General features: G+C 70.2%; 15 protein-coding genes and 1 riboswitch. Of the genes, 6 read left to right on the forward strand and 9 right to left on the reverse strand.

The genetic code is table 11. From position 1 onward, the window contains the following. Positions 1-514: 514 nt before the first annotated feature. Complete coding sequence (locus VF557_17925) at positions 515-1222, reverse strand: SRPBCC family protein (GenBank protein HEX8082095.1); 708 nt, start codon at positions 1220-1222, stop codon at positions 515-517. Positions 1223-1706: 484 nt separating this feature from the next. Here VF557_17925 and VF557_17930 point away from each other — a divergent pair, with 484 nt between their 5' ends. Next, on the forward strand, positions 1707-3056 hold the full coding sequence (locus VF557_17930; protein HEX8082096.1) for a hypothetical protein: 1350 nt from the start codon (positions 1707-1709) through the stop codon (positions 3054-3056). A 184-nt stretch (positions 3057-3240) separates the two neighbouring features. On the opposite strand, the gene VF557_17935 is transcribed toward VF557_17930, so the two are convergent. Continuing rightward, complete coding sequence (locus VF557_17935; GenBank protein HEX8082097.1) at positions 3241-4212, reverse strand: aldo/keto reductase; 972 nt, start codon at positions 4210-4212, stop codon at positions 3241-3243. Between the two features lie 216 nt (positions 4213-4428). Here VF557_17935 and VF557_17940 point away from each other — a divergent pair, with 216 nt between their 5' ends. Beyond that, positions 4429-5640, forward strand: coding sequence for a MarP family serine protease (locus tag VF557_17940; GenBank protein ID HEX8082098.1), 1212 nt, complete (start codon positions 4429-4431; stop codon positions 5638-5640). A 64-nt stretch (positions 5641-5704) separates the two neighbouring features. Here the strand turns inward: VF557_17940 and VF557_17945 are convergent, their stop codons facing one another. After that, the gene (locus tag VF557_17945; protein ID HEX8082099.1) at positions 5705-6166 is read right to left on the reverse strand and encodes a hypothetical protein; all 462 of its coding nucleotides are present in this window, start codon (positions 6164-6166) and stop codon (positions 5705-5707) included. 65 nt (positions 6167-6231) lie between these two features. Here VF557_17945 and VF557_17950 point away from each other — a divergent pair, with 65 nt between their 5' ends. Further along, positions 6232-6927, forward strand: coding sequence for a hypothetical protein (locus VF557_17950; GenBank protein ID HEX8082100.1), 696 nt, complete (start codon positions 6232-6234; stop codon positions 6925-6927). 121 nt (positions 6928-7048) lie between these two features. Beyond that, positions 7049-7208, forward strand: a riboswitch (cyclic di-AMP (ydaO/yuaA leader). Then, positions 7209-7844, forward strand: coding sequence for a transglycosylase family protein (locus VF557_17955; GenBank protein HEX8082101.1), 636 nt, complete (start codon positions 7209-7211; stop codon positions 7842-7844). A gap of 122 nt (positions 7845-7966) precedes the next feature. On the opposite strand, the gene VF557_17960 is transcribed toward VF557_17955, so the two are convergent. Together VF557_17960 and VF557_17965 are read right to left on the reverse strand one after the other, a co-directional pair. Further along, positions 7967-10198 (reverse strand): AAA family ATPase, encoded by a 2232-nt coding sequence (locus VF557_17960; protein ID HEX8082102.1) that lies wholly within the window; start codon positions 10196-10198, stop codon positions 7967-7969. A 124-nt stretch (positions 10199-10322) separates the two neighbouring features. Beyond that, entirely contained in the window at positions 10323-11219 is an 897-nt protein-coding gene (locus tag VF557_17965) for a DMT family transporter (GenBank protein ID HEX8082103.1), read from the reverse strand. 376 nt (positions 11220-11595) lie between these two features. On the opposite strand from VF557_17965, the gene VF557_17970 reads away from it, so the two are divergent. After that, a complete protein-coding gene (locus tag VF557_17970) occupies positions 11596-12954 on the forward strand; it encodes a glycosyltransferase family 4 protein (protein ID HEX8082104.1) in 1359 nt (452 codons plus the stop codon). Continuing rightward, the gene (locus VF557_17975; GenBank protein HEX8082105.1) at positions 12951-13742 is read left to right on the forward strand and encodes a PIG-L family deacetylase; all 792 of its coding nucleotides are present in this window, start codon (positions 12951-12953) and stop codon (positions 13740-13742) included. Before VF557_17970 ends, VF557_17975 begins: the two co-directional genes overlap by 4 nt. Before the next feature lie 313 nt (positions 13743-14055). On the opposite strand, the gene VF557_17980 is transcribed toward VF557_17975, so the two are convergent. The 4 genes from VF557_17980 to VF557_17995 form a co-directional block, all read right to left on the reverse strand. Beyond that, positions 14056-16548: a lysylphosphatidylglycerol synthase transmembrane domain-containing protein gene (locus VF557_17980; protein HEX8082106.1), complete on the reverse strand. Its 2493-nt coding sequence runs from the start codon at positions 16546-16548 to the stop codon at positions 14056-14058. A gap of 99 nt (positions 16549-16647) precedes the next feature. Then, positions 16648-19260: an EAL domain-containing protein gene (locus tag VF557_17985; protein ID HEX8082107.1), complete on the reverse strand. Its 2613-nt coding sequence runs from the start codon at positions 19258-19260 to the stop codon at positions 16648-16650. Further along, positions 19206-20741, reverse strand: a complete 1536-nt coding sequence (locus VF557_17990; GenBank protein HEX8082108.1) for a S8 family serine peptidase — start codon at positions 20739-20741, stop codon at positions 19206-19208. The genes VF557_17985 and VF557_17990 overlap by 55 nt, the downstream gene beginning before the upstream one ends. A gap of 229 nt (positions 20742-20970) precedes the next feature. After that, positions 20971-21372: a hypothetical protein gene (locus VF557_17995; protein ID HEX8082109.1), complete on the reverse strand. Its 402-nt coding sequence runs from the start codon at positions 21370-21372 to the stop codon at positions 20971-20973. Positions 21373-21379: the final 7 nt, after the last annotated feature.

A 21379-nucleotide genomic window follows, 5' to 3' on the forward strand; every position in this document is an offset into this window, starting at 1 on the left:
CCCTGACCGAACAGCTTTCCAACCCTGACGCCGCCGCCGCCTGACCCCTCCGCACCCCACAGGGGCACCGTGCATCCCATAACGCCGATTCTGGGAACCGCAACACCGGACCAGATGAGTCATGCATGCGCGTTGTGGGCGTGTGCGGTCAGACGTCGAAGCCGCACGAGCCTAACCGCTTCTACTAGCCCGGCCAGGGCTCGCGGCGATCCTCCTACTGTGGCGGCGCGTGGGAGGGCTGGCTCGAGGAGGCCCACGCCAGGCTCACCGGCCCGCCCGGATTCCTCTCGGCATACTTGGTGCTTCGTTCCAGTACGGCCAGGCATGCTGGCACACCGACGATCAGGACCGGCTGAGCGATGGTTGGTGAGGGCAGGTACAGCCGCGTTGCTGACATACGAAGGGCTCACCTCCGTAGTCATCTCGGGGACTAACTCCCCTCCCGCCCTTAAATCCAATATTCAGTGGGCGGGTGCCTCACGCGGGCTTGCCAGGGGCTGTCTCCGGATCAAGGTCATCTGTGGTCAGGTGGCGGGTTTTCGGTCAAAGTTTGTTCAACGTGATCGCCAGCCACATTCGGGTAAGGCCGGTCATGCAGCGTTTGCCGAACTCTTTGCAGCATGTCGCGTACGCCGGCGCGCCAGCCATTCTGCGCCTCGGCATCCGGTCGCTGTGCCGGTGACACCGTTATGTCCTGCTGGAAGGAAACGATGCAGCCGTCACCGTTGGACTGCACAGCCCAGGTGCTCAGCGTGTCTACTGGTGGCTTCGGCGAGACCTGTCGCGTAGTTGCCCTCTGCCCGTGCGAGTATTCGATGACTTCAATCACCGTCGTGTTGCCAGCAGTGTCGATGAACGCCTGCTGTTCACCGACACCGTCGGGCGTCCCGGGTACGCGGTATCCCTTCACGATGTCGGGATTGATGAGCGGCGCCGATTCGGCAGGGTGCAGCAAGGCCCATACGGTCGCAGGCGGGACCGGCAGGTACGCCGTTTCCCTCAAAGAGACAGTCGCCAGTCCAGTCGGCAATTGTTGAAGCCGTCGCCTTGCTCGGCGACGCACAATGGCCATCCTAAAGTCACAGAAGACGACCCCAGCAATCAGAGCCACTGCTGCATCGCGGTGCTCGGGCAAGGCGAACAGAATCACGAGTGGCACACCCAGGACGAGTACCCACACGATCTCGACCGGATCGACTTCACGGTTCAGACGGCTCCACACCTGACCACTCCATATCCTGGATATTCGCTCACCGAAGCCAGCCCTGTCTCGGGGCGGTGACTCGTATGCAGGGACGATATCGCTCCCACTGCGTACTCAGCCGATCCAGCACAGCGTGTAAATAGAAGGGTAAAGCGGCCTACCGATGACCAGCGGGCGCTGCATCACCCCGATGGACAAGGGCGGCTAGGCCCTCATCTGCCAGGCGCCGATGTCCATCCTGAAGTGCTCGAGGAGGCGCACGACAGTCAGGTGCGTCCCGTGGACAGCGCTCGCTGTGAGCAGCACGCGCCGGCCGGTGCTCAGGCCTGCCGCATCCTGCGCGACCTGTGCTCGCTCACCCCGGCAACGCCTGACAGCCAAAGCGTGATGTTCGAATTACAACGTTGTGCACCTCTTGGGACAGCTTTCCAACCCCTGTGGGGTTCTAGGCACCCAAGCCAAAGCCACGTCTGAGCGTAAGGTGAGGGCTTAAGGTGACGTTATGAGTGCCCACCGGCCCGGAGTCGTGATGTCTCACGACCAGTTGCTGGTCCTGCTCACCGGGCTCTCCTATGAGGGTCACATCGAGGACCTCTTTAACCCCCATGAAGTCGCCGGATGGTACGAAGCTCCAGAATTTCAATCTGTTTATCAGGATGCGCTGACGACACTGGTGCTCTTAGGTCAGGCTCGAGTCCCACTGCCGCAGTATCTCGCTGAAAGCATCATTGCCGAACCACTGATTAAAGAAGAACTCTTGGACTTGGTAATCGGTGAAGATGTTCCAGATATACGAAGCTCGGTGACTCGCCTCTACGAACGCTGCTTCGGCCTGAGTAGGAGGCTCGAATCGAATCCTGCGTCTTCCACGATGAAGTATCTGGACGACAGAAGCGGACCTAGCATGGGCAATCGAATCGATGCTGCTACCGACGTCAGCGAACTCGACTACTCCCATCGCCAACTTGCTAAGTACGTGGAACCACTTGCCAACGGCGTCTTGGACATTTTCGGCTCGTACTGGGAAAGCCGGATGGAACACATGTATGGCGTGCTGGAGGATCTAAATAGCGACTATCTCGACTTAGCCGGCGAGCCCTTAGCGTTGGGGAGCGGAGCCGGGTTCTATAACGCAATGGGGATCGGTGTCCGGTCCGGCCTGCGGCTACAAGATGGTATCGCGTACACCCCCAGCCTAATGAGCCAGATGGAGGAAATTGACCGTCTGCTTGGAATGCGCGCTGACTTCGACGATGAAGTTCAGGTCGCGATGCTGCTGAATTCGATCGGCGGGATCAATCCCAAGGACTTCATCGCCGTACATTCGTACTGGAGTACCTTTTTCGGCTTGCTCCATACGCTGCGATTGGCGGAAGATTCGAGTTGCCCGGTCATGCTGCCGAGCGATGTGGCGGTGACACCCAATAACACTCGACCGAAAAGCATCACTCCTGACCTCCTCAGGGTGTACCGGGTTTACCTTTCCGAATCGGGGTTGCTCCCCACACCGCGCACGTTCAACGATGCGCTACGACTGCGGGAGGACAGCCGTCTGCGCTCGCTGCGCCGGGCCTTAGATCGGTGGCACGCGGGGTACGCGGCAGGCCAGGACGAGGCCGAGCTTGTTCAAGAAATTCGGAAGGAGATCACAGCCGCGAATGCCGTGACGGGGGGTCTTGAAGATCTCGCCAAGATAGGAAGTTTGGTCAGCTATGTTTCGCTTCCCATTGGCATTGCAGATGCCATCAATGGGTCTCTGACAGCGCTTTTCCTGGCACCAATCGGGCCAGCTATCGAGACGTATCGGTTGCTGAAACTTCGCCGATTTGGATGGGTCAAATTCGGCCGATGATGCCAGAGAAGGACTGGCCCCACGTTGAAACGTCTAGCTTGCGCGAGATCGACGGATATTCCCGCGGAGTTGCCGACCGCTGCCGACGGCCCGGATGCTTGCACAGATCCGTTCTATTGCCCGGAGCCTTGTTGACCGAATTACAATGTTTGTGCGCCAGTCGGGAGTCAAACCCTGAGCAGGCTCAGCGGAAGCCGGCGATCGGATGCGGCCGGTACCCGCTCTCCAGCGCCTCGACCTCGGCGTCGCTGAGCGAGACGTCCAGCGCGGCAAACGCGTCCTCCAGGTGCTCCAAACGCGTAGCCCCCACGATCGGCGCAGCCACCACCGGATTGCGCAGCAGCCAGGCCAGCGCGAGCTGAGCCCGCGACACCCCGCGCTCGGTCGCCAGCTCAGCGAGCCGCTCGACGATCAGCCGGTCCTCCTCGACGTACAGGATCTTGCCGAACTCGTCGGTCTCGCTGCGCGCGGTGCCGGCGTCCCAGTCCCGGGTCAGCCGGCCGCGGGCCAGCGGGCTCCACGGGATCACCGCCACTCCCAGATCGGCGCACAGCGGCAGCATCTCGCGCTCCTCCTCGCGGTAGAGCAGGTTGTAGTGGTTCTGCATGGTCGCGAACCGGGTCCAGCCGTTGCGCTCGGCCAGGTGCTGGGCCTTGGCGAACTGCCAGGCATACATCGACGAGGCTCCCAAGTAGCGGACCTTGCCCGAGCGCACCGCGTCGTGCAACGCCGCCATGGTCTCCTCGATCGGGACGTTGTCGTCCCACCGGTGGATCTGGTACAGGTCGAGGTAGTCCACTCCCAGCCGGCGCAGGCTCGCGTCCAGCTCGGACATGATCGCCTTGCGGGACAGGCCGGCGCCATTGGGACCCGGCCGCATCCGGCCGTGCACCTTGGTGGCCAGCACGATCTCGTCCCGGTCGCCGAACTCGCGCAGCGCCCGGCCGAGGATCTCCTCGCTGGTGCCGTCGGAGTAGACGTTGGCCGTGTCGAAGAAGTTGACGCCGGCCTCGATCGCCCGCCGGATCAGCGGCCGGCTGCGCTCGGAGTCCAGGGTCCACTCGTGATTGCCGCGCTCGGGGACGCCGAAGCTCATGCAGCCCAGGCAGATCCGCGAGACGTCCAGGCCGGTCGAGCCGAGCTTGGTGTACTCCATCCCCCGACCCTATGCGCTGCGGCCTTGTCGATTGCCTAGGCCGATCGCTGGCCGCTGCCGATCGTTGGCCGCTGAGCAGGACGACTCGCCGGTCGGAGTGCGGCTGGGCGGCCACCGATCCGCCGGGACGTCATGATTGCGCCGGGACGTCCATCGATTGCGGCGCGGCGAGGCCGCCTACATGCGCCGCACAGCCGGGTAGGCCACTATCTGGTGATGCATGGAGATTTCCTGGACGTGGCGCTGGTCGTGCTGGCCTTGCTGTCGGCGGCGGCCGGCTACCGCCGCGGACTGATCTGCTCGATCACGTCGTTCGCCGGTTTCCTGGCCGGCGCGGCGATCGGCGTCCAGGTCGCGCCCGCGCTGGCCCGGTCGGTGCTCAAGGCACCCACCGACGCGGTGGCCGCCGATCAGGCGATAGGCCAGCGGATGATCACGCTGATCGCGGTGTTCCTGATCGCCATGATCGGCCACTTTCTCGGCCAGGCCATCGGAATCCGGCTCCGCGCCCAGATCCACCGGACCGCGCTCGGGCCGGTGGACGGCGTCGGCGGCGCGGTGATCTCGGTCGCCACCCTGCTGGTGTTCGCCTGGTTGCTGGGCCTGATGCTGGCCTACACCCCCGCGACCGGCCTTGCCCGGCAGGTCCGCAACAGCACCGTGCTGCAGACCGTGGACCGGGTGATCCCGGTCGAGGGTCAGCAGGTGCTGGCCGGCCTGCTGCGGCAGGTGCAACGGCACGACCTGCCCGTGGTCACCGGCCCGTTCTCGACCCTGCTGGCCCCATCGGTGGCCCCGCCCGATCCGGCCGTGGTGCCGGCCGCGATCCGGGTGGCCGGCTCCTCGATCGTCAAGATCACCGGCGCGGCGCCGTCCTGCAACCGGGCCATCGCGGGCACCGGCTTCGTCTTCGCGCCCGACCGGGTGATGACCAACGCCCACGTGCTCGCCGGTGTCACCAACCCGCGGGTCACCGCGCCCGGCGGGAGCACGCTGGCGGCCCGGGTGGTCGTCTATGACCCCAACCGAGACATCGCGGTCCTGCTGGTGCCGGGGCTGAACCGGCAGCCGTTGCGACTCGCCGGCCCGGTGTCCAGCGGCACCGCGGCAGTGGTCGCCGGCTATCCGGAGAACGGCCCGTTCACCGCGCTGCCGGCCCGGGTCGCCGCCCGGACGAAGGTCACCGGCCCGAACATCTACCAGAACCGCACCGTCACCCGAGAGGTCTACACCGTGCGCGGCAGGGTGCGGCCGGGCAACTCCGGCGGGCCGCTACTGAGCACCACCGGCCAGGTCTACGGGGTGGTCTTCGCCGCCAGCGTGGACCAGTCCCAGGTCGGTTACGTGCTGACCAACGCCGAGGTGGCCCCGGACTTCCAGGCTGGACGGACCGCGACCGCGTCGGTCAGCACCCTGGGCTGCGACTAAGCCCAGCGGCCGACTAAGCCCGACGGCTGACCGAACCCAGCGGCTGACCGAACCCAGCGGCCGACTAAGCCCGGCGGCGGCCGGCCCGGCTGGCATAGCGCACCGCCGCGGCGCAGCAGGCGTCCTCGATCAGCGCGCCGGGCAGGTCCTTGCCGAACCGCTTCCCGGCCACCTGCCGCCAGGACGCCCCGAGCTGGCTGCCGGCCGCGGCCCCGATCAGGCCGAGCGCCGCGGCCAGCGCGGTGCGGCCACGGCTGCCGCCCTCGCGATGGGTGAGGATCGCCCCGGCGGCGGCCCCGAAGGCCAGCCGTGGCGCCAGCCCCTCCGGCTGCAACCGGCTCGGCGTCTGGGGCAGCTTGTCACCGACCAGCTCGCCGGTGGCGGCCAGCCGGGCCAGCCGGCGGGCCCAGGGGCTGCCCAGCACTCCGCCGGACGAGCTGTTGGTGAGGGTCAGGGCGGCCAGGGCAGAGGTGCTACGGCCACCGGTGGCCAGGCCGAGCAGGGTGGCGCGGGTGAGAACCGACATACCTGCACCCTAAGCGCCCGGCCTGCCTGCGGTGGGCGGGAGCCCCGATGCCCTATCAATGACCCGTGGCCATCGAGCGCAACCACCAGCAGCACCCTGGTGAGCCCCGGCTGCCGGCCGCTCTGGCGGTCCTGGCCGCCATCGCGCTGTACAGCCTGCTGCCCAACAAGCTGCTGTTCCTGCCGAGGTTCGCCATCCCCGCGCTCGAGCTGCTGCTGTTCATCCCGCTGGTCGCCGCCAACCCGCGCCGGATGACCCGCGGCAACCGGGAGCTGCGCCGGCTGGCGATCGCCCTGGTGCTGCTGATCACCCTGAGCAACGCGGGCGCCATGGTGCTGCTGATCCGCCAGCTGGTCGCGGGCCACGACGAGAACCAGGCCGCCGCCCTGCTGCTGGCCGCGGGCCAGATCTGGCTCACCAACGTCCTGGTGTTCGCGCTGGCCTACTGGGAGCTCGACCGCGGCGGCCCGGTCAGCCGGACCCAGACCGCCCGGCCCCGGCTGCCGATCGCCGACTTCCGGTTTCCGCAGGACGAGGATCACGACGCCGCGCCGGAAGTCGCCAAGCGGTCCTCGCTGAAGGCCGGCTGGGCGCCCGGATTCGTCGATTACCTCTACGTCTTGGTGACCAACTCCTCGGCGTTCAGCCCCACCGACACGATGCCGTTGTCACCGCGCGCCAAGATGCTGATGGCGGTGGAGTCGGTGTCGGCGCTGGTGCTCTCGGTGCTGGTGATTTCTTACGGGGTCGGCCAGCTGTAGCGAAGGCCGAACTGGCACTAGTCCACAGCGCTGCCCCGCAGGTCTGGCGCTGGCTCGATCGTCGGCTACTGTGACCAGGCACCTCGGCAATGGCAGGTGTGGCGTAACCGGTCCGTTCAGCCCTGTCTGCCGGTCGCCCCGGGAAGAAACTTGAGACAGGGGCGGGGAACCCATAATGCGACGCCTGGTGCGTCTTGGGGTAAAGCCGGGCCAACACCCGGCCGGACACCGATCGTCCGAATCCGACAGCTAACCCCGCAGACGGTGGATCGGGAGGATCCATGTCCGTAACCAGGAAATACGTCGGATGCCACCGGGCGCCGACCGCCCCCACCTCGCGTGCTCGCCTGGCGCTGGCCGGCACACTCACGACAGCCGCCGCGGTGGCCTCGCTGACCGCCATCAGCCCCAACGCCCACGCCGCGCCGGCCCACAACTGGGACGGGGTGGCCCAGTGTGAGTCCAGTGGCAACTGGAAGATCAACACCGGCAACGGCTACTACGGCGGCCTGCAGTTCAGCTACAGCACCTGGCTGGCCTTCGGTGGCGGCGCGTACGCGCGACGGGCCGACCTGGCGACCAAGGCCCAGCAGATCGTCATCGCCGAGCGGACCCTGATCGGCCAGGGAATCGGCGCCTGGCCGACCTGCGGCCGGTACCTGCGCACCAACACCGCCCCGGTGCGGGTGCAGCAGCCCACCCGGAAGCCGGTCGCCAAGCCCGCTGCCAGGCCCGCGGCCAGGCCGGCGGCCGCGCCGCCGCGCTCGACCCGCGTCTACACGGTCCGCTCCGGCGACACCCTGTACAAGATCGCCGTCGCCCACCGGATCCGCGGTGGCTGGCCGACGCTGGCGCGGATGAACCCTCAGATCAAGAACCCGAACCTGATCTACGTGGGTCAGCGGCTGGGCGTCTGAGCCTGACTGCCTGAGGGGCGGACTGACCGAGCCTGCCTGAGGGCGGACTTGACCGAGCCTGCCTGATCGAGGCGATTCCGCGCGCCGTGGTGGCCCGAAGCCGGGTCACCGCGGCGCGCTGCCTACTCGGGCGGCTTCAGACCGGCCAGCGCGGTCGGCAGCGCGCGGCTGTGCAGGATCCGCAGCCGCTGGGTGGACCGGGTCATCGCCACGTACAGGTCACTGGCGCCCCGGCTGGAGCTGGCCAGGATCGCGGCCGGCTCGACCAGCACCACCACGTCGAACTCCAGGCCCTTGGACTGGGCCGGTGACAGCACCACCACCCGCTCGCCGACTCCGGACTGCCCGTTGAGCGCCTCGGTGAGTTCCGGCTGGGCCTCGGTGGCGCTGAGCACGGCCAGCCGGCCCTCGCCTCCCAGAGCGGCGAGTTCGGTCTCGACAGCGTGGACCACCGCCCGCGTCAGCTCACCGCCGAGGAGCTCCGCGGTCGGCGGCCAGTCGCCGTGACGGGCCGAGGTCATCGCCGTCGCGGTGACTCCGGCCTCAGCCAGCGCCGCGGTGGCCACCTTCATGATCCGGCCCGGGGTGCGGTAGTTGACGGTGAGCTCGGCCAGCCGCCACCGGCCCTCGACGTAGGGGTCCAGCATCTGGCCCCAGGAGCTGGCGCCGGCCGGCGAGCCGGTCTGAGCGGTGTCCCCGACCACCGTCATCGACCGGGACGGGCAGCGGCGCATCAGCAGGCGCCACTGCATGGCCGAGAGCTCCTGGGCCTCGTCGACCACCACATGCCCGAACGCCCAACTGCGGTCACTGGCCGCCTCGTCCACCAGCGCCCGCCGGACCGCCGTCGCCTCGTAGCGCTCGGCCAGGACGTCGGCGGTGGTCATCTGGGGCGCGTCGGGCTCCATCTCGGCGATCATGTCCAGCACCCGGCCGGCGTACTCGACCTCCTGAGCCCGCTCGGCCGCGGCCGACTCGTCGGCCTGCGCCTCATCGGCGCCCAGCAACTCCGCCGCCTCGTCCAGCAGCGCGACGTCGGCCGGCGTCCAGGGCGCGGACCGGGGCCGGTACAGCGCCCGGCGTTCGGCGCCCGAGAACCGGGGCGCGAGCGCGGCGAGGGCGTCCGGGTCGGCGTACAGGTCGCGCAGCAGCCGCTCGGGGGTCAACGGCATCCAGCACAGGTTGATCTCGCGCCGGACGTCGGCGGAGTTGCGCAGCGCGTTGATCAGCTCAGGCCTGGTGTCGGCGTCCAGGTCGGTCTTGAGCTCCTTGGCCAGCCGCCCGGCCAGGCGCTCCAGCAGGTCGCCGACGAACCGGACCCGGGCCACGTTGTGCGGTTTGCGCGACTGCTGCGCCCGGCCGCGGGCCTGCTCCACGTCGCGCGGGTACAGGGTGACGGTGTTGCCCTCCACCTCGAGCCGCAGCGGGCCGGCGGGCACCCGTTGCCGCGCCTTCACCGCCGCGGCCAGCAACCGGGCCATCCGCAGGCCTCCCTTGACCCGCGCCGCCTCGGGACTGTCGACGCCCTGGGCGTCGATCCCGGGGAACAGCTGGCCGGCGGTGGCCAGCACCACGCCGGTCTCGCCGAGACTGGGCAGCAACTGCTCGATGTAGCGCAGGAACCGGGTGTTCGGTCCCACCACCAGCACCCCGCTGCGGGCCAGCCGGTCGCGGTGGGCGTAGAGCAGGTAGGCCGCCCGATGCAGTGCCACCACGGTCTTGCCGGTGCCCGGGCCACCCTGCACCACCAGCACGCCGGCCAGCGGCGCCCTGATGATCTCGTCCTGCTCGGCCTGGATGGTGGCTACGATGTCGCGCATCCGGCCGGTCCGGTTGGCGTTCAGCGCCAGCATCAACGCGCCGTCGGCCGACACCGTCGACGTGCTGGCCCGGGAGGCGGTGAACCGGTCGAGGTCCAGCACCTCGTCGGAGATGCCGGTGACCTTGCGCCCGGTGGTGTTCAGGTGCCGCCGGCTGACCACGCCGTCCGGCGCGGCCGGGGTGGCCCGGTAGAACGGCTGCGCGGCCGGCGCCCGCCAGTCCAGCAGCAGCCGGACGCCGTCGGGGTCGGTCAGCCCGATCCGGCCCACGTAGCGATCGGAGTCGTCGGCCATCTTCAGCCGGCCGATGCACAGCCGCTGCTCGACCGCGGCCAGTCGCTGCTGGTTCTGGGCGTTGAGCGCCAGGAAGGCGTCGCGTTCTACCCGGGCGGCGGGGGTGCCGGCGGTGCCGGAGCTGCGCAGCTGGGCCAGCGTGCGGTCGGTCTCGGCCCGCAGCTCGTCCAGGCGGGCGTAGCGGACGTCGAGGTCAGCCTGTTCGGCGCGCAGCAGCTCAGCCATCGCCGCGTCGTTCACTCAGGCTCCCTGTGCTTGCCGAGTACCGGTGCCAAGATATGCGCCGCTTGCCCACGCCGCCCGTCGATCTTGCCCTACCCGCCGCAGGGCCGGGTCAGCGGGCTGACGACCCGGTGTTCACCGGCTAACCGCCGGGCACCCGTTGCCGCGCCGGCTTGTCCATGTCGACCTTGCCGAGCTGGATGACGGCCGCGCCCAGCAGGGCGAGCAGCGCGACCAGGCCGAGCCCGGACCACGGGCCGCGATGGATGTGCTCGTCATAGATCAGCACGCCGACCACGATGGAAAGCAACGGGTCGACGGTGGCGATCGCCGGCAGGCTGGCCGTCAGCGGGCCGGCCTGAAAGGCCGCCTGGCTCAGGAACAGCCCGATCGCCCCCACCACCAGCACGGTGTAGAGCTGCCAGCTGGTCAGGGCCGCCATCGGCCCGAGCACCGCCCGGTCGGTCAGGCCCTTGAGCAGGGCGGCGGTCGCCGCGTACACGATGCCGACGGCCACCCCGATCAGCGCGGCGGCGTCGGCGGCCGGCCGGCGGCGGTGGGCCAACATCAGGCAGACCAGCGCCAGCCCCACCCCTGCCACGGCGGCCACCGCGGCCGGCAGCCGGTCGGGTCCGTCGCCGCCGGCCCCGGGATCGGTTCCGACCAGTGACAGGAAACCGATCAGGCACCCGGTCAGCACCAGCGCCCACCGGATCTCGGCGCCGCTCACCCGCCGACCCTGCCTGCGGCGCAGCAGCAGCGAGAACAGCAGCCCGCTGATCAGCAGCGGCTGCACCACCGCCAGCGCGCCCAAGTGCAGGGCGAGCACCTGCAGGCTCAGACCGACGCCGTCGGCGAGGACGCCGGCCAGCCACAACCGATGGCTGAGGGTGGCCGTGACGAACCGGGCCACCGAGCCGACCCGCAGCAGGCTGAGGTCGGGCACCTGGGCCGCGCTGGAATGCTTGAGGTTGGTCGAGATGGCGAAAGCGAGAGCGGCTCCCAGGCTCAGGACGACGACGTGCCAGTGCACGGACATCCTCGGCTCCGTTCCGCCTCTGCCCAGCAACGCAAGGGCGACCCCGTTCCTTCCCGGCCTGGGAAGGGTAACTGAGCCCGGAGCCAGCCTTGAGCGCGGTTGTGCGCTTGTGCGGCGGCATCGCCCCGCGGCTGGCACGGCGAGCGCGGCGGCATCGCCCCGCGGCTGGCACGGCGCCTGCTGTGACGATCAAGCCGCCTGGCTGCGCGCGTGCCGCCGGTGCGGTCCGGACGGCCCTCGGTACGATTCGCTGGATGTCAGCCGACCCCTCCCCTCACCGGCCCATGGCCGCCCGGCGACCCGCTGGCGGCCGTCGATCTGAGCTGGGCGGTCATCGATCTGAGCTGGGTAGCCGGCAGTCCGGTGGCGCTGGCGAATGAGGATCGCGCACGTCACCGACTGCTACCTGCCCAGGCTGGGCGGAATCGAACGCCAGGTGCAGGGCCTGGCCACCGCCCAGCTCGCGGCCGGGCACCAGGTCACCGTGATCACCTCGGTGCCCGCGGATGCCCCACCGGCGCCGCGAGGAACCACTCGGGCACGAACTCGGGCCCAGTCGCGGATGGCCCAGCCAGCCCGGTCAGGAACGGCCCACACGGCACAGCCGGGGACGGCCGAGCCGGCCCAGACCGAGCCAGCCCAGACCGAGCCGGCCCAGACCGAGCCGGCCGAGCTCAGGGTGATCAGGCCGGCCGGGCCGGGCGGCCGTCCAGGCTCGATCCGCTACCTGACCAGCCTGCGAGGCCGGCAGGCGGTGCTGGACGGCGGCTATGACCTGGTGCACGTGCACGCCTCGACCTTCTCGCCACTGGCCTACCTGGCCGCCGGCGCCGCCAGCCGATCCGGAGTGGCGACCGTGGCGACGTTGCACTCGCTGTGGTCCTACGCCACCCCGATCTTCCGTGGCTTCGACGTCGCGCTGGACTGGCGGGCCTGGCCGATCACCTGGACGGCGGTGAGCACCGCGGCGGCCACTTCGCTGGCGCAGGTGCTGCGGCCGGGCACCGAGATCTCGGTGCTGGCCAACGGCATCTCCCCCGAACGCTGGCAACAGACGCGCCGGCCCCCGGACCCCCAGCGGGTGGTGATCGTCAGCGTGATGCGGCTGGCCGCCCGCAAGCGTCCGCTGCAGCTGCTCAGGGTGCTGCGCGAGGTCCGGGCTCAAGTGCCGGCCGGCATCGGCATCGAGGTGCAGATCATCGGCGCGGGTCCGCAGCGCGAGACCATGCTGAGCTACCTGAGACGGCACCGGATGACCGGCTGGGTGGAGTTGACCGGCCAGCTGGACCAGCCGGCGATCCGCGACCGGTTCGCCGACGCCGATCTCTACGTCTCGCCGGCCACCCTGGAGTCCTTCGGCATCGCCGCTCTGGAAGCGCGGTGCGCGGGACTGCCGGTGCTGGCCTTCGCCGGCACCGGGGTGTCGGACTTCATCGAGCACGGGCGCAACGGCCTGCTGGTGCGCAGTGACGACCAGCTGACCACCGCGCTGGCGAAGCTGGCACAGTCACCGGCAGCCCGGGTCGAACTGGCCGGCGACCAGCCGTCCGGCGACCAGCGCGGCGACGAGTTCGGCTACACCTGGGACCACCTGCTGCAGACCTGCGAGCAGGTGTACCGGCGGGCCTTCGAGCAGGTGAGCAAGCCGATGCCGCCAAACCCGGTGCCGGGATCGCTGCCTGCCGCTGGCCCGCCGTCCGTGCCGGGATCGCTGCCCGTCCTGCGCCATCCATGAGCTTCTGCCTGGTCTCCTTCCACGCCCACCCCGACGACGAGGCGCTGCTGACGGCAGGCACCCTGGCGCGGGCCGCGGCCGAGGGGCACCGGGTCGTGCTGGTGGTCGCCACCCGCGGCGAGGCCGGGCTCAGCGACGGCGCGCCGGGCGGCGGTCTGGGTGAGCGGCGCGCTGACGAGCTGGAACGTTCGGCCGCGGCGCTCGGCTGCGCCAAGGTGATCCGGCTGGACTACCCGGACTCGGGGATGCGCAACGAGCACCGCGGCTTCGCCTCGCTGCCGGTGGACGAACCGGCCGAGCGGCTGGCCGCGATCCTGCGCGCCGAGCGGGCCGACGCCCTGACGGTCTATGACCGCAACGGCGGTTACGGCCACCCCGACCACGTTCAGGTGCACCGGGTGGGGCACCGAGCCGCCGAACTGGCCGGCACCCGGCTGGTGCTCGAGGCCACCGTCGACCGGACCGCGCTGATCCGGGCGCTGTCACTGGTGCGCTGGACCAGGTTGCTGCCAGCCGACTTCGCACCGCACCGGCTGCGCGACAGCTACAGCGACCGGGCCTCGATCACCCACCGCATCGACGTGCGCCGCTACGCCGATCACAAGCGCCGGTCGATGGCCGCGCACGCCAGCCAGGCCGCCGGTGGCGCCGGGCCCAGGACGCTGGCGCTCTTCCTGAAGCTGCCGGGCCCGCTGTACCGGCGGGTGTTCGGCGCCGAGTGGTTCATCGAGACCCGCCGGACGCCGTCCCGGCCGCCGGTTGCCGACCTGTTCGCCAGCCTGCGCTGAAGCTCCGGTCCAGCTTTTCTCGCCGTGGGCTTGACAGCCGGCTGATGTTACGTAGAGTAATCACACGAAAGCCGCTAAACCTTCGTGTCTCCCCCGTGGCAGGAATGGCGTAGCGGCTTTCGCCTTGCCCGGGCACACCGGCCCAGCGCGGATAAGGCTTTGCCGGACGGCCTTTCACAGCCCAGGTCGACTCTCTCCAGAAGCGCCCGGCCGGCCTGCTCGACTCCTGCCGCGCTGATCCCGGAGTGCTGGAATGGCGGCGTTGACGTCACGCAGTAACCGTTTGCAGCGGGCTGCCGCCGGGTAGCGGGCGTTACAAGGCGTCGCGCCGCAGCAGCCAGCGCATGGCCAGCCAACCGGCCGGCACCGGCAGCCAGAAGGTGGCCAGCCGGTACAGCAGCACGGCGCTGATCGCCGCGGCGCTGGACATGCCGGCCGCGGCCAGCCCGGTCGACAGGGCCACCTCCACCGCGCCCAGGCCGCCGGGCGTCGGAGCGACCGATCCGATCGCGGCGCCGGCCAGGTACACCACCGCCACCTGCGCCAGGGTGGCCTGCCCGTCGAAGGCCAGCACCGAGAACCACAGGGCCCCGATGTAGCTGCCGTTGAGCAGCAGCGCCCCCAGCAGTCCCTGGGTCAGCTTCGCCGGATTGGTCAGCAGGTTCAGCAGCCTGGGCAGCGCCTCCTGCAACGGCGGCAGCAGCCGGGCCAGCAGCCAGCGCCGCGCCGTCGGCACCGCCAGCATGACCGAGACCAGCACGCCCAGGGCGCCCAGCACGCCGAAGGCCCAGCCCGGGACGGGCACGTCGTGCCGGGTGGTGACCCCGGTGACCGCGGCGAAGGCGATCAGCAGCACCACGTGCGACGCGCCGTTGACCACCTGGGCCATCCCGACGCTGGTCGCCGCGCCGGCCGTCCGCAGCCCGGCCTTGCGCAGGTAGCGGATGTTGACCGCCAGGCCGCCCACCGCCGGCGGGGTGACGAAACCGGCGAACGAGGCCGCCAGCTGCGCCAGCACGGTCCGGGCGAAGGACAGCTTCTCCCCCACGTAGCCGGTCAGCGACAGGGCCGCGGCCAGGTAGCTGGCCGCCGAGGCCGCCAGCACCAGCGGCAGCCATTCCCAGCGGGCGCCGGCCAGCACCGTGACCAGGTCCACCGAGCCGAGCTGGCCGACGATCAGGTAACCCGCCACGATGATCGCCACCACCGAGATGATGGTGCGCGGCCGGACCCGTTCCACCCGGGCCAGCTCCGGGGGCTGCTGGTGGGTCTGGCCCTCGATCTCCTCCCGGACCGCCTCGATCAGCTCCGGATCGTCGCGGATCGCCTCCCGGGTCTGCCGGCTGAGCGCGATCGGCTGCAGCACCGTGACGATGGCCGCCAGCTCGTCGTCGGTCAGCACGCCGCGGGCGCTGCGCACCGCACGCTGGACGCCCACCAGCTCGACGGTGCTGATCAGCAACTCCACCCGGTCCAGGTTGATCCGCAGGTCGGTGGCGAAGGCGGTGCCGTCCTGCGGGATGGGCAGCAGCACCGTGCCGTCCGGCTCCACCAGCAGGTTGGCCGCCCGCAGCCCCCGGTGGGTGACCCGGCTGCGGTGCAGCTTCAGCACGCTGGCCCAGAGCGCGTCCAGCTGGTGGTCGGTCGGCTCCAGCAGCGGGCTGCCGTCCACCCGCTCGTAGACCAGCACGATCGCGTCCGCGCCGCAGCGCACCCCGGCCAGCAACCGCGGCATCGGCACGCCGGTGGCCCCCGCCGCCATCGCCAGCAGCGACCGGTGCTCGGCCACCCGTTCCAGCGACAGGGCCGGGGACGAGGCGATCTCGGTGCGGATCCGCATCAGCCGGTAGGCGTTGTAGACCGCCCCGGAGGCGATCAGGTCCCGGTCCAGCACGTGCACCCGCAGCTGCCGGCCCTCAAAGTCCACGGCCAGGTAGCTGCGGTAGTCCTGCTCGGCCGGCGAGGTGCGCTCCAGGCGACGCAGCACGATTCCCCGGTCGGCCAGCGCGGCCACGACCTGGCCGGCGTCGGGCCGCTTGTTGACGCTGCCGGCGAGGTAGCGCACCGAGATTCCGACGATCGCCCCGATCACCATGCTGAGCAGCAGCGACAGCAGCGACGCCCGGGTGGAGGTGAAGACCGACACCACGTACAGGGCGGTGACGGCGATCAGCAGGGACCGCCAGCGCGGATCCTGGGCCACCCCGACGACGGCGACGAAGGCCAGCATCGCCGCCAGGTAGGTGTCCAGCGGCCGGACCGTGTCACCGACGCCGGGCCGGATCAGCGCCGACTGCAGCGCCTCGGAGGCGAACGCCTCGATCAGCCGGTCCAGCACCTGGACCACCGCGATCGCGATCATCCCGGTGAGCAGCGCCTCGATCAGCCGCCGGGTCTGCGAGCGCACGATCTCGCGCACCATGAACGCCAGCGTCAAGGCCAGCGCGCTGAAGGCGGCCAGGGTCCGCAAGGCCCTGACCAGCACCGGCGGCAGGTCCGCCAGCAGCCTCACCAGGTCGTCGTTGACGCCACGGCCGGTGTCGCTGGCGATCAGTCCCAGGCCGGCCAGCAGCACCGCGGCCAGCACCAGGGCGGTGAGCCGCACCAGGTCCAGCGGCCGGCGCACCCGGACCGGCATGACGTCGATGATCTCCACGGCCGGCGGCGGCCGGCCGGTCTCAGCCGGGATCGGCCCGGTGTCAGCCGCAGCCGGCCCGACGTCAGCCGGTCCGATTCCCGCCTTAGCCGGCCCGGTGACAGTCGCCGGCCACACCGAGGACGGCTGCGGGCGCTGCTGAGGCTTCACGGGCGAACACCATGGCGGTCCGGTCGGCGGCTGCTAGGACAAACGCGAGGGTATTACAGCGTCACCGCGGCACCGGACGAGGTCGGATTCGTCCGCCTGTCAGCTGCCGACGCTGAGCAGTCGCAGCCGGGGCGCGGCCTCGGCCGCCCGGCCCAGCCACTTGTGCAGGTCCGCACCGGCCATCGGCCGGCTGATGTAGTAACCCTGCGCGACCTGGCAGCCCAGCCCGCGCAGCTCGTCCAGGGTGGCCAGGTCCTCGACGCCCTCGGCCACGATCCGCAGGTTCAGGTCCGCGCCCAGGCCGATGATCGTCTTGATCAGCGCGCGGGTGCTGGACCGGTTCTCTCCGGACAGGCCCTGGACGAAGGACCGGTCGATCTTGACCTCGCCGACCGGCAGCCGCTGCAGGTAGGACAGGCTGGAGTAACCGGTGCCGAAGTCGTCCAGCGACAGGCAGACCCCGAGGTCGCGCAGCTGGTGCAGCACCGGCAACGTCTGCGCCGGATCGCCCATCACGCTGCTCTCGGTGATCTCCAGGATCACCCGGTCGGCAGGCAGCCCGATCCGGGCGATGGCCGCGGCCACCCGGTCGGGCAGCCGCGGGTCGCTGATGTTGCGGGCCGAGAGGTTGACCGCGACGCTGATCGGGTAGCCGTCGGCCGTCCACTTGCGGCATTCGGCCAGCCCGGCCTCCAGCACCAGCGGAGTCAACCCCTCGATCAGGCCGGTGGACTCGGCCAGCGGGATGAAACGGTCCGGCCCGAGCACGCCCAGGGTGGGGTGCGCCCACCGGACGAGTGCCTCCACGCCGGTCACCATGCCGGTCTGCAGGTCGATCTTGGGCTGGTAGTGCAGCAGCATCTGCTCGGGGTGGTCGCTCAGCGCCATCCGCAGGTCGGCCACCAGGGCCAGCCGCTCGATCCGGCCGCGGTCCATCTCGGGCCCGTACACCGCGACCCGGCGGTCATTGGCCTTGGCCTCATACATCGCGGTGTCGGCCTGGCGCAGCAGATCCGGCTGAGCCGACAGGCCATTGGTGACAGCCACCCCGACGCTGCTCTCCGGAGTCAGCATCGCCTCCTCGAACCGCACCGGCTCGGCCAGCGTGTCGGCCACCAGCTCGGCCAGCTCGGCGGCGTCATCGACTCCGGGCAGTAGCACCGCGAACTCGTCGCCGCCCAGCCGGGCCACCGTGGCGTAGGCCGGCAGGCAGCCACGCAACCGGTCGGCGACCACTTTCAGCAGCCGGTCCCCGACGTCGTGGCCAAGGATGTCGTTGACCTCCTTGAACCGGTCGAGGTCCAGCAGCAGCACGGTGGCCGCCCCGGTGCCGGTGGACAGCACCAGGTTGATCTGCTCGCTCAGGTGGGCCCGGTTGGACAGCCCGGTGAGCGAGTCGTGGGTGGCGTCGTAGCCCAGCTTCTCGACCAGCCGGGTGCTGCGAATGGCGACCGCAAGGTGGCCGGTAAGGGTCTGCAGCAAGGTCAGGTCGTCCTCGACGAAGGTGGCGGTCTCACCGAGGCGGTCCATCACGGTCAGGGTTCCGGCCGATCCGCTGGACAGCGGCAGCGCCACCACGACCGCGTCGCGCACGCCGCGCTCGAGCAGCCAGCGTCGTAGGCCGCGGTCCTTGGTGGTCCGGGCGGCCAGGGTCGGCTCCTCCTGGATGAGCGCGCGCACCGCGATCCAATCGGAGTAGTCGACCGTGCGCCGGCCGACCATCAGGTTCTCGTCCTCGCCGATCGTCAGGGTCAGCGCCGCGGTCGGCTCGGCGTCGGACCGGGCAGCGCCAAGGTTGGCCAGTTGGCCGTCGACGATCATCACCTCGACGGTGGCCGCTCGCAGCAGCTGGCGGATCCGGGACAGCAGCTGGCCGGCCAGCTGCTCCAGAGACTCCGCCCCCACGCCGTCGGAGACGAATTCGTGGATCAGGGTCAGCGCCTGGTGCCGCCTGCGGGTAGAGGCGTGGCCTCGATAGGCCCCGGCCCCGACAGCGATCACCAGCACCACCAGGCCGGCGCCGAGCGCCCCGTTGCCCAGCAATAACAGCACGATTACCGCGAACGCGCAGGACACCGCGCTCAGCGCGGCGGCCGAGACCAGCACGTCGGCGACCTCGCGAGGGCTGAGCGGGCCGTTGTGCAACCGGATCAGGCTCAGCACCAGCAGGCTCATCAGCTGGTCGACGCCGGCGACGACGGTCAGGACGACGGCGACGGTCCACAGGTCGATCTGGTCGCGCTGGCTGAGCCAGAGATGGACGATGGTGGCGTCCAGGGCCGCCTCGCACGCGTAGGCCGCTCCGTTGTAGAGGATCTTGTCAAAGTTGATCCGCTGCAGGATGAACGCGATCATGGCCGCGGCCAGCCGCGCGATCACGAAGGTCTGCGGCGACACCAGGAGCACGCCGAGCACCAGCGGAACGCCTGCCAGGGTCAACGAGTGCGCCTGCCTGCGGAACTCGACGTTCATCAGGAACTGCTCGGCGAGCAGGAACAGCGCGGCCAGCATGAGCGCCAGGACCGGAGTCGGCAGGTCCAGCGTCAGGATGGGCTCGGAGTCCGCGTGCCAGGTCAGGGCCACGGCGATCACGGCCAGGACGCCGCTGAGCGTCAGGGTCCATCGAGCGGCGCCACCTCTGGGCGAACGGCTCATGCTCAGCCCCAGGTCGCATCTGACCAGCGGGACGCCGACCAGCGGGACGCCGACCAACGGGACGCCTCCAGGCCGTCGCTCTCCGACGCCCAACCCGAGCCGGTCCAGGTGGCGCCCATCCAGTCGCCGCCCACCCAGGAGGACAGCGTCGAGGAGGCGGCCCACCACGCGGGGGCGTTCCAGGGGTTGCCCTGCACGTCGATCTCGCCGGTCAGCGGGACTCCGTCGGGGTCGACCAGGCTGTCACCGCCCCGGGCCTCGTCCAGCGAGCCCTGACCGGTGGAGATTTCGAAGTCCTGCGCCGTCACCTTCTCCAGCCCGGTGACGGACTCCGACAGGCTTGCCGAGCGCAGCGCCGACAGCGCCGCGGCGACGTCGAGCTGGCCGGCGCCGGCGTGCACGGCGCTGGCCGGCACCCGGCTGGCGGTGCTCACCAGAGCGGCCTTCACCTGGTCCGGGGTCAGGGCGGGGTAGGCCTGCAGCAACAGCGCCGCGGCTCCGGAGACCACTGCCGCGGCCTGGCTGGTGCCGCTGCCGCGGAACAGCCGCCCGGTGGTGTCACCGGCGACCAGGCCTTCGGGGTGGGTCGCGTCGATGTACGAGCCGGGCGCCCGCAGTGAGACGATCGAGGAGCCGGGGGCGAGCAGGTCGACATGCCGCTGCACGGTGCCGCTGCTGCTGAAAGCGGCCACGGTGGGCACCTTCCAGCCGGCCACGGTGTTCTTGCTGTCGGAGGCGCCCACGGCGATGACATAGGGGTCGATGGCCGGGTTGGTCAGCCGGCCGGCGTTCGGGCCCTCGTTGCCACCGGAGACCACCACCACCAGGCCGTGACGCCAGGCGTTCTCGGCCGCGGCGGCCAGCGGGTCCAGCTGGTAGGGCTGCACCGAGTGCGTTCCGAACGCCAGGTTGACCACCCGCACCCGGCTGCCGTCGTAATTGGTCTGGTGCTCGGTGATCCAGTTGAGCGCGGCGATCACCTGGCTGACGTCGGTGCTGCCGTCGGTGGTGGCCAGCTTCATCGAGAGCAGGCGGGCGTCCGGAGCCACTCCGAGCTGCACCGAGGGGTCCAGGCCGGCGATGGTCTTGTCGGTGAGCACGGCCGCGTCTCGACCGGCGATGATGCCGGCCAGGTGGGTCCCGTGACCGTAGGTGTCCTGATCGATCAGGACGCCGTTGGACTCGATCGAGAGGTCCGGGCCCAGGCTCAGCTTGCCGGCGTCGTCCAGGCCGTTGACCGCGGCGACGCCGGAGTCCAGCAGCGCGACCGTGACCCCTTGGCCGGTGAGCTGCCGGTTGGCCGAGTCACGCTGCTTCCAGACGGCCCGGGCGCCGATGGCGTTGCCCACGGTGTAGAGCGAGCCGGCGTCGGCGTCGGCCTTGTTCCGGCCGTGCCGGTCAAGGGCTGCCCGGTCGGCGGCGCCGTTGCCCCAGCGAGCGTCGTCGAAGGTGGCATTGCTTACCGGCGCCGGGCGGACCGGGTCGGCTGCCGCCTGCATGGCGGCGGGGCTGATGAAGGTGGAGGCCGCGAGTGACAAGCCGATGCTGGCCAGGCCGACTACGCCCGTCCTAGCAGTTCGCAAGGCTGTTTCCGCACTGCACGTGGCCATCCGTGGCCTCCTTTACCGGGCGATTCCCACCCGTAGACAAGCGGCTACCGTTAGCCACTTAACGCGCACCCTACAGCTACATAACACAGACCTCAACCCGAATGCCGGATTGGTCAGCAGTTTGGGTACGGCGTGTCACCTCCGCGCTTGCGCAGAGTCAGCGGCCACCCTCGGCAGGAGGCATCCGGCCGGGCTCGTCGGCCCGCGAGTGGGCCGGATCGGCATGAGCGCCACCGACTCCGGTGCCCGTGCTCGCGCCGCCGGCCGTCGAGCCGTGCAGCCGGCCCGCAGTCCCGCTCTGGTCGGCGCCGGGGCTGTTCAGGCTGGCCGCGCGCTCGCTGAGCCGGCGATTCTCCTGGACCAGCTCGCGGCGCTCGCGGCGCCGGCGTGCCGCGTGCGCGGCGCCGATGCGCAGCGCAAGCAGGCCGAGCGCCAGCACGGCCATGATCACCAGGCCGGCGATCGCCAGCCAGTAGGCGGCGATGTCGTAGTCGGTCTCAAAGACGTGGACAGTGATGTTGCCCTCGTTCTGGACGACGAGAATGATTGCCGCAGTCACCGCGGCG

The sequence above is a fragment of the Jatrophihabitans sp. genome, assembly GCA_036389035.1.
Classification (GTDB): domain Bacteria; phylum Actinomycetota; class Actinomycetes; order Mycobacteriales; family Jatrophihabitantaceae; genus Jatrophihabitans_A.

Excerpts from the sequence above, each read along its gene's own strand:
- VF557_17930 (HEX8082096.1), top strand. The coding sequence starts at position 1,707 with ATGAGTGCCCACCGGCCCGGAGTCGTGATGTCTCACGACCAGTTGCTG.
- VF557_17935 (HEX8082097.1), bottom strand. The coding sequence starts at position 4,212 with ATGGAGTACACCAAGCTCGGCTCGACCGGCCTGGACGTCTCGCGGATC.
- VF557_17940 (HEX8082098.1), top strand. The coding sequence starts at position 4,429 with ATGCATGGAGATTTCCTGGACGTGGCGCTGGTCGTGCTGGCCTTGCTG.
- VF557_17945 (HEX8082099.1), bottom strand. The coding sequence starts at position 6,166 with ATGTCGGTTCTCACCCGCGCCACCCTGCTCGGCCTGGCCACCGGTGGC.
- VF557_17955 (HEX8082101.1), top strand. The coding sequence starts at position 7,209 with ATGTCCGTAACCAGGAAATACGTCGGATGCCACCGGGCGCCGACCGCC.
- VF557_17965 (HEX8082103.1), bottom strand. The coding sequence starts at position 11,219 with ATGTCCGTGCACTGGCACGTCGTCGTCCTGAGCCTGGGAGCCGCTCTC.
- VF557_17970 (HEX8082104.1), top strand. The coding sequence starts at position 11,596 with ATGAGGATCGCGCACGTCACCGACTGCTACCTGCCCAGGCTGGGCGGA.
- VF557_17975 (HEX8082105.1), top strand. The coding sequence starts at position 12,951 with ATGAGCTTCTGCCTGGTCTCCTTCCACGCCCACCCCGACGACGAGGCG.